The sequence below is a fragment of the Pseudoalteromonas sp. genome (genome assembly GCF_036960685.1).
Classification (GTDB): domain Bacteria; phylum Pseudomonadota; class Gammaproteobacteria; order Enterobacterales; family Alteromonadaceae; genus Pseudoalteromonas.
In genome coordinates this window covers 41,815-47,814 of the sequence record NZ_JBALXK010000032.1, presented here as the reverse complement: position 1 = coordinate 47,814, position 6,000 = coordinate 41,815, and the positions used below count along the sequence as shown (strand labels likewise).

Here is a 6,000-nt window from a genome sequence, read left to right as displayed (position 1 = left end):
CGCTTACCGCTTACCGCTTACCGCTTACCGCTTACCGCTTACCGCTTACCGCTTACCGCTTACCGCTTACCGCTTACTGCTTACCGCTTACCGCTTACTGCTTACCGCTTACCGCTTACTGCTTACCGCTTACCGCTTACCGCTTACCGCTTATTCTTTTTCTGTACGCGCTTTTGTTCTGCTTTTTTAACGTGTTTGCTGATCCACTTGGTCATTTTTACCATTAATGCTGGCGGGAAGTCGTGGCCCATACCCTTTACTATCTTTAATTTTGCTTTGCGTATCTGCTGTGCGGTTTGCTTTCCTGCGGCCACAGGCATGACAGGGTCTAAACTGCCGTGAATAACTAATGTAGGGGCTTTTATTTTCGGCATTAAATGCTGACGACAATCACTGGCGGCAATGGCTGCGAGTTGTCGGTTAAAACCTTGCGGATTGTGTGCTCTATCAACTCCTAATGTTGCTTGCTTACGTAGCGTTTGCTCATCTTGAGGATAGGCGGGGCTACCAATTAATTGATTGAGTTTTATATTGTAATGAATAGCGCTATCGCGATTTGCTCGTATCGGGCGGTGTTTAGCGAGTCGCAAAAATAACTTTAAACTCGATGCTGATAGTTTTGGGTTAGTTGAGCTCGACATAATTGAGGTTAAACTCAAAACCTTCTTTTTATTTTGTGCGGCAATAAGTTGCGCAATCATGCCTCCCATAGATGCACCGACTAGGTGCGCTTTTTTAATTTTTAGCGCAGCCATCAACTCGATGACATCATTTGCCATATCATCTAAAGTGTATGGGATATGAGATGCTACGGGTAGGCGTTTGCTTAACCATATTTTAAATAGGTTTGGGTTGCCTAGCTGCTCAAGTTGGCTCGAAAGCCCGGTATCGCGGTTATCAAACCGGATCACCCGAAAACCATTATTAACTAAGCCATAATACAGTTCGTCAGGCCATACTGTTAATTGTGCACCGAGTCCCATTATCAAAATAATAACGGGAGCAGCAAGCTCTCCGCTATCTTGATAGCTAATGTTGATACCGCTGCTCGTTTTGATAGTGCGCATAGTCGATTATGGATCTAATGCAGCTAATTAATTATGCAAAGTATAGCCAGAACAACGAGTAGCTCCATGTTTATTAGTATGAATTTTTTATATTCAAAGGCTTCTGCTTTGCAACTATTTGCTTTTAACTACCGCCGCTTGCATGGCCCTGCAGTTTTTCTAGCATTTTTTGATTGCCGAATACCTCATCTAGTAACGTTTTTACGTCATTATCAGTGGGATTTTGATATAAAGTTAAAAGATGCTGCGCTACTTGTTGACTGTAATTACTTTGCCCATTTTGCGCTTGATAGTACTGCATCACTAAACCTTGTACAGCTAAGCGACGCACATAGTCATTGTTATCAGTTTCTAATAATTGCGTAAACTTTTCGACAATCCGGTAATCGAGCACTGGTGTTTGTGCTACTGACTCGATTGCTTGTATTTTAAAATTACCATCAGTACTATTGATAGCTAAATTAAAAACACTATCAACAATTGCAAAGTCATATTCTGGCATGCTCTGTTTATTCAAGATATTCATACTTAACTGCAGTTGATTTAGTGCAGCTAAGCGTTCTTCATCACTTACATTTGGGTTGAGAATTTGCTCTCTTAACTGAGTTGCCATTTTTTGAGCATAGTGCGGATCTGATTTTATACGTAGTTCATAGTCATCAGGTAATTCAGAGTAAAATGCATGATAAGGGTTACTCGCTCGCATTTTAGCTTGCACTTGTTGCTCTTTTTCAGCAAGTACAGCTAATACGAGTTGTTTCAAGTCGGCTTGCTTGTCTATGTCATTAGAAACCGTAAGTCGCTGCTGTTTTAACTCCATAACTTGCTGCTGTAATTTCATAACATTCTGCTGTAATTGATTAATTAACTCATCATCAGCGGGTGCGTCGGCGCTCATGGATTGCGACTTTTGCACAACATTTGTATCATTCGCCGTTAATTTTGTAATGATAACGAGATTATAAGTTGAAATCGCCATTGCGCCTGCGGCTAGCATAATAGTAACCGAGCTTTTATTGATAAACATAAGCATACATTCCTTGTGTAAAATGCCAATTTATCTATATTAGGTATAAAAGTCTGTTACAAGATGTAATTTTCGATGCGATGTTGGCTGCGTTTAGCTCAAGTCCACGCAGCCTAATGAATTAGTTAACATACTCGTGTTGCTAATCGAACGATTTTTAACTGCCGCCCTCTGCGTATTTTTGCAGCTCAGCAAGCATGTTTTCATTGCCAATCATTTCGTTTAATACCGAATAGACGTTATCGTCGGCAGAGTCTTGATATAGCGATAGAATGTGTTGTGCAATCTGTTGGCTATAGTCGCTTCTCTCGCTCTGAGCTTGATAGAATTGAGTAACTAAACCTTGGCCAGCTAAGCGACGAATATAATCGTTAGAATCTTGCTCTAGCAGTGCTGTAAAGCGTTCAGCTAAACGATAATCAAGCACTGGCGATTGAGTTGTAATTTCTATGGCTTGAATTTTAAACTTATCGTCACGACTGTTATCGGCCAGATCTAATACATTTTTAAAAACTTCATAATCATACTCAGGTATGTTGGCTTGATTTAAAATATATAGATTCATCTGTAATTGAGCGAGCGCTGCTAATCTATCAATATCACTGGCATTTTGGTCAAGAATTTGCTGGCGTAGTTGTACCGCCATATTTTCAGCATAGGCCGGTTCTGACTTTAAACGTAAGTCATAATCTTCTGGTAAACCAGCATAAAAGTCATATAAAGGGTTACTTTTACGCATTTTTTCGGCTTCTTGCTGTTCTTTTTCGTTGAGTACCGCAATTACCAGTTCTTTAAAATCGTCGTTATTAGCTGTCTCTTGAAATGCTGGGTTTTGCATTTTTAGATTAGCGAGTTGTAACTCTAACGCGGTAATCTTTTTATTTAATACATCAATTGATAGCTCATTATAATCGCTATTTAATGGGATGTTAGTGACCACAATTTCCGAGCCATTTTGGTGTATAGCGTTTTGTTTTGTATGTGGGGTTACTACATGTTCTGCGAAAAAAGTACCGTAACACGATATAGCAATGGCAATTGTGGCGATAACAATTGCTACAGAGCCCTTATTGATAGGCATTAAAAATGTGCTCCAAAGATAAAACGCTAATTTACCTCTTTTGGCGAAAAAGTTCTGTTAAAAGATGTAGAAAGGCAGGTACAAAAATGAGTTTTTCAGTGGCTTTGTGTAAGCTCCAGTTGCCCGGAGCTTAAAATTTACGGATTAGTGCTTTTTCGCATACTCTTCGGCTTGCTGCCATACGCGTAATACATTACCACTTAATATTTTTTTGATATCAGTGTCGCTGTAGCCTCTATCCATTAAGCCTTGCACAAGGTTAGGGTAGCTAGACACATCTTTTAAGCCAACTGGTAAAGAGTCGCCAACACCATCATAATCAGAGCCAATACCAACATAATCGATACCAATTAGCTCAACAACATGATCTATATGGTCAAGCACTTGCTCAAGGCTGGCAAACGGAAATGGGTTTTTAGCGCGATATGCTGCATCAAAATCTTTACTTAATTTAGTGCCTTGTTTTTTCGCCGAGTCTTTTTTGCTATTGAGTTGATCATACCAAGTACGAGAGCTTGCTGTGACAAAGCTTGAACCAAAGTTAATTTGAATAACCCCGCCGTTCTTTTTCAATGCGAGTAGCATTTCGTCATTCATATTACGCTCAAAACCAGGCGTATATTTACGTAGTGACGAATGTGAGGCAATTACAGGTGTGTTAGATAGCTCAATTACTTGGTAAAACGCATCGTCGGAAATGTGCGACACGTCAATCAGCATACCAATGTTGTTCATTTCGGTGACTAGTTTTTTACCAAATGGGCTCAAGCCTTTCCATTTACGGCGAATATCATACGATGAATCAGAAATATGGTTGCTTTGTGAATGGGCAAGCGTGATGTAGCGCACGCCGCGGTCAAAAAAGTGCTGTAGGTTTTTCATATCGCCTTCAATGGGCGAGCCATTTTCCATGCCCATTGCAAGGGACATTTTGCCTTGTTTAAATTGCGCTTTAATATCAGCGGTGGAGCTTGCAATAGCAAATTTGTCTGGCGCACGTTGTGCAATCGCTTCCATGCTATCAATGAGTTGATTCGCTAATTGGTAGCTTTTGCCTTTTCCTTCAAACTCTAAATGAGCAGGAATATAAATCGACATAAACGGCGCGTTTAAACCACCTTTAACAGCACGTGGGTAGTCAAAATCACCGTCATCAGTGGCTTTAGTTACATCGGCCCATTTTGCATGAATACGGTACGGCACATCAATGTGGGTATCGATCAAAATGGTATCTTGCGTGAGTTTAATTGCTTTATCTGAGGGGGTAATTGTATCTGCATTTACATGGCTGCTAAGAGCTAGAGAAATAGCAACAACCATTGAGCTTAGTTTTATCATTTTTAATGGCTCTTTAAGGAAAAAAGCCATTGTCTATTTTTGCAACCTTGGTTACAAGTTTACTCGTCGAATGATTGGTTAAATTGCTCTTCACTTTGCATGGCTTTGAATTCGTTTTTTGAAATAATGGTGACCGACTCGTGTAGCTCAGAGAAGAATACCATAGCTTCACCAGTGGTTAATTGCTGGTTAACTTGTGCCACTTTACTTTCAATGCTGAATTCTTGCTCGCCGTAATCTGTGCCTTCACGCAAAACATAGCTTTCGATTAAATTGTAGAGTGTGTCTTTATCGAGTTGTTGGTGTGGAATGATCATAGTGGCTCTTTTTTAACTACCTGATTGAAGTACTCAGGCACGATTTGCTCTAACCAGTAAACCGGTTTTAATGGGTTATTACCCGTTATAAAACCAACATGGCCGCCTTTTTCTGAGATACGCAGCGTAACATGCTCACTCACATCTTGCCTACTAGGTACTGCTTTAATCGATAGCATAGGGTCATCTTTGGCGTGAATAATTAAAGTCGGTGTGGTGATGTGTTTTAAATAGGCCTTGGCACTGGCTTGTTGGTAATAATCTTCAGCGCCGTTAAAACCATGCAACGGTGCGGTGAGTTGCTCATCAAACAGCCATAAATCATCAATGGCCAGTAATTGCTCAGGTGTTAAATTAATTTGCTGCTCAATTTGCGGTAGCTTTCGCTGCATCGATTTTTTCATGCGGTCGAGCAAATACTTCTGATAAATTTTTGCTAAGCTTTTACGTATAACTTGGCATGATGCTGACAAATCATAAGGTGCAGACACAACCGCAGCGCCATTAAGTAAACATTGCGACCCTTGTTCACCTAAATATTTTGCCAGTACGTTACCACCGAGTGAAAAACCAACTGCCAGCAAAGGTCGATCTGGAAACTGCTGTTTGAGCTGTTTTATTAAAAAATCAAGGTCGCCAGTTTCACCACTGTGATAAGCACGGGGCAGGCGGTTAGCTTCAGTCGAACAATTACGAAAGTGCATTAATACAACGCTAAAGCCCTGCTTTTTTAATGCTTTCATCATACCCTTGGCATAAAAGCTATTTATGTTGCCTTCAAGGCCATGTAATACAATAGCCAGCGGGGCATCGTCATTTTTTGGTAGTGACCAGGCAAGCTCTAAAAAATCACCGTCAGGGGTATCAAGCAGCTCTAATTGATAACGCGTATTATGAAAAGGACGAAAGAAACGCGGCATAATTGTTTGTACGTGACGGTTACTCATCCACCACGCAGGCTTGAAATTTGTAAGCATTATTTATAACTACCCAGCTAATTGAAGTATTAGTGTAACAAATTTTTGGCAATAAAAAGCCCCTAATCAAACAACTTGATAAGGGGCTTTGCGCGTCGTGCTTAATTCTAATTGGGTGTTTGGTCGTCATGCACTTTCTTGATAAAAAAGTACACAAAGAAAAGGCATAAACTGATCACGACTCCCAGAAAAC

General features: G+C 40.4%; 6 protein-coding genes and 1 pseudogene. 1 reads left to right on the top strand and 6 read right to left on the bottom strand.

Annotation, left to right across the window (positions count from 1 at the left end):
- Nucleotides 1-190 (top strand): annotated as a pseudogene (locus tag V7783_RS19395) (hypothetical protein); the annotation flags it as partial.
- Here the strand turns inward: V7783_RS19395 and V7783_RS19390 are convergent.
- From V7783_RS19390 to V7783_RS19365, 6 genes are all read right to left on the bottom strand, one after another.
- Entirely contained in the window at nucleotides 144-1,067 is a 924-nt protein-coding gene (locus V7783_RS19390; protein WP_335680130.1) for an alpha/beta fold hydrolase, read from the bottom strand. The pseudogene V7783_RS19395 and the gene V7783_RS19390 sit on opposite strands and share 47 nt — an antisense overlap.
- A 124-nt stretch (nucleotides 1,068-1,191) precedes the next feature.
- Nucleotides 1,192-2,094 (bottom strand): hypothetical protein, encoded by a 903-nt coding sequence (locus V7783_RS19385; RefSeq protein ID WP_335680129.1) that lies wholly within the window; start codon nucleotides 2,092-2,094, stop codon nucleotides 1,192-1,194.
- Between the two features lie 157 nt (nucleotides 2,095-2,251).
- Nucleotides 2,252-3,175, bottom strand: coding sequence for a hypothetical protein (locus V7783_RS19380; RefSeq protein ID WP_335680128.1), 924 nt, complete (start codon nucleotides 3,173-3,175; stop codon nucleotides 2,252-2,254).
- Nucleotides 3,176-3,319: 144 nt separating this feature from the next.
- Entirely contained in the window at nucleotides 3,320-4,513 is a 1,194-nt protein-coding gene (locus V7783_RS19375) for a dipeptidase (RefSeq protein ID WP_335680127.1), read from the bottom strand.
- 59 nt (nucleotides 4,514-4,572) lie between these two features.
- A complete protein-coding gene (locus V7783_RS19370; RefSeq protein WP_335680126.1) occupies nucleotides 4,573-4,830 on the bottom strand; it encodes a YheU family protein in 258 nt (85 codons plus the stop codon).
- Complete coding sequence (locus V7783_RS19365) at nucleotides 4,827-5,807, bottom strand: hydrolase (RefSeq protein WP_335680125.1); 981 nt, start codon at nucleotides 5,805-5,807, stop codon at nucleotides 4,827-4,829. Before V7783_RS19365 ends, V7783_RS19370 begins: the two co-directional genes overlap by 4 nt.
- Between the last annotated feature and the right edge of the window lie 193 nt (nucleotides 5,808-6,000).

Excerpts from the sequence above, each read along its gene's own strand:
- V7783_RS19390 (WP_335680130.1), bottom strand. The coding sequence starts at position 1,067 with ATGCGCACTATCAAAACGAGCAGCGGTATCAACATTAGCTATCAAGAT.
- V7783_RS19385 (WP_335680129.1), bottom strand. The coding sequence starts at position 2,094 with ATGTTTATCAATAAAAGCTCGGTTACTATTATGCTAGCCGCAGGCGCA.
- V7783_RS19380 (WP_335680128.1), bottom strand. The coding sequence starts at position 3,175 with ATGCCTATCAATAAGGGCTCTGTAGCAATTGTTATCGCCACAATTGCC.
- V7783_RS19375 (WP_335680127.1), bottom strand. The coding sequence starts at position 4,513 with ATGATAAAACTAAGCTCAATGGTTGTTGCTATTTCTCTAGCTCTTAGC.
- V7783_RS19370 (WP_335680126.1), bottom strand. The coding sequence starts at position 4,830 with ATGATCATTCCACACCAACAACTCGATAAAGACACACTCTACAATTTA.
- V7783_RS19365 (WP_335680125.1), bottom strand. The coding sequence starts at position 5,807 with ATGCTTACAAATTTCAAGCCTGCGTGGTGGATGAGTAACCGTCACGTA.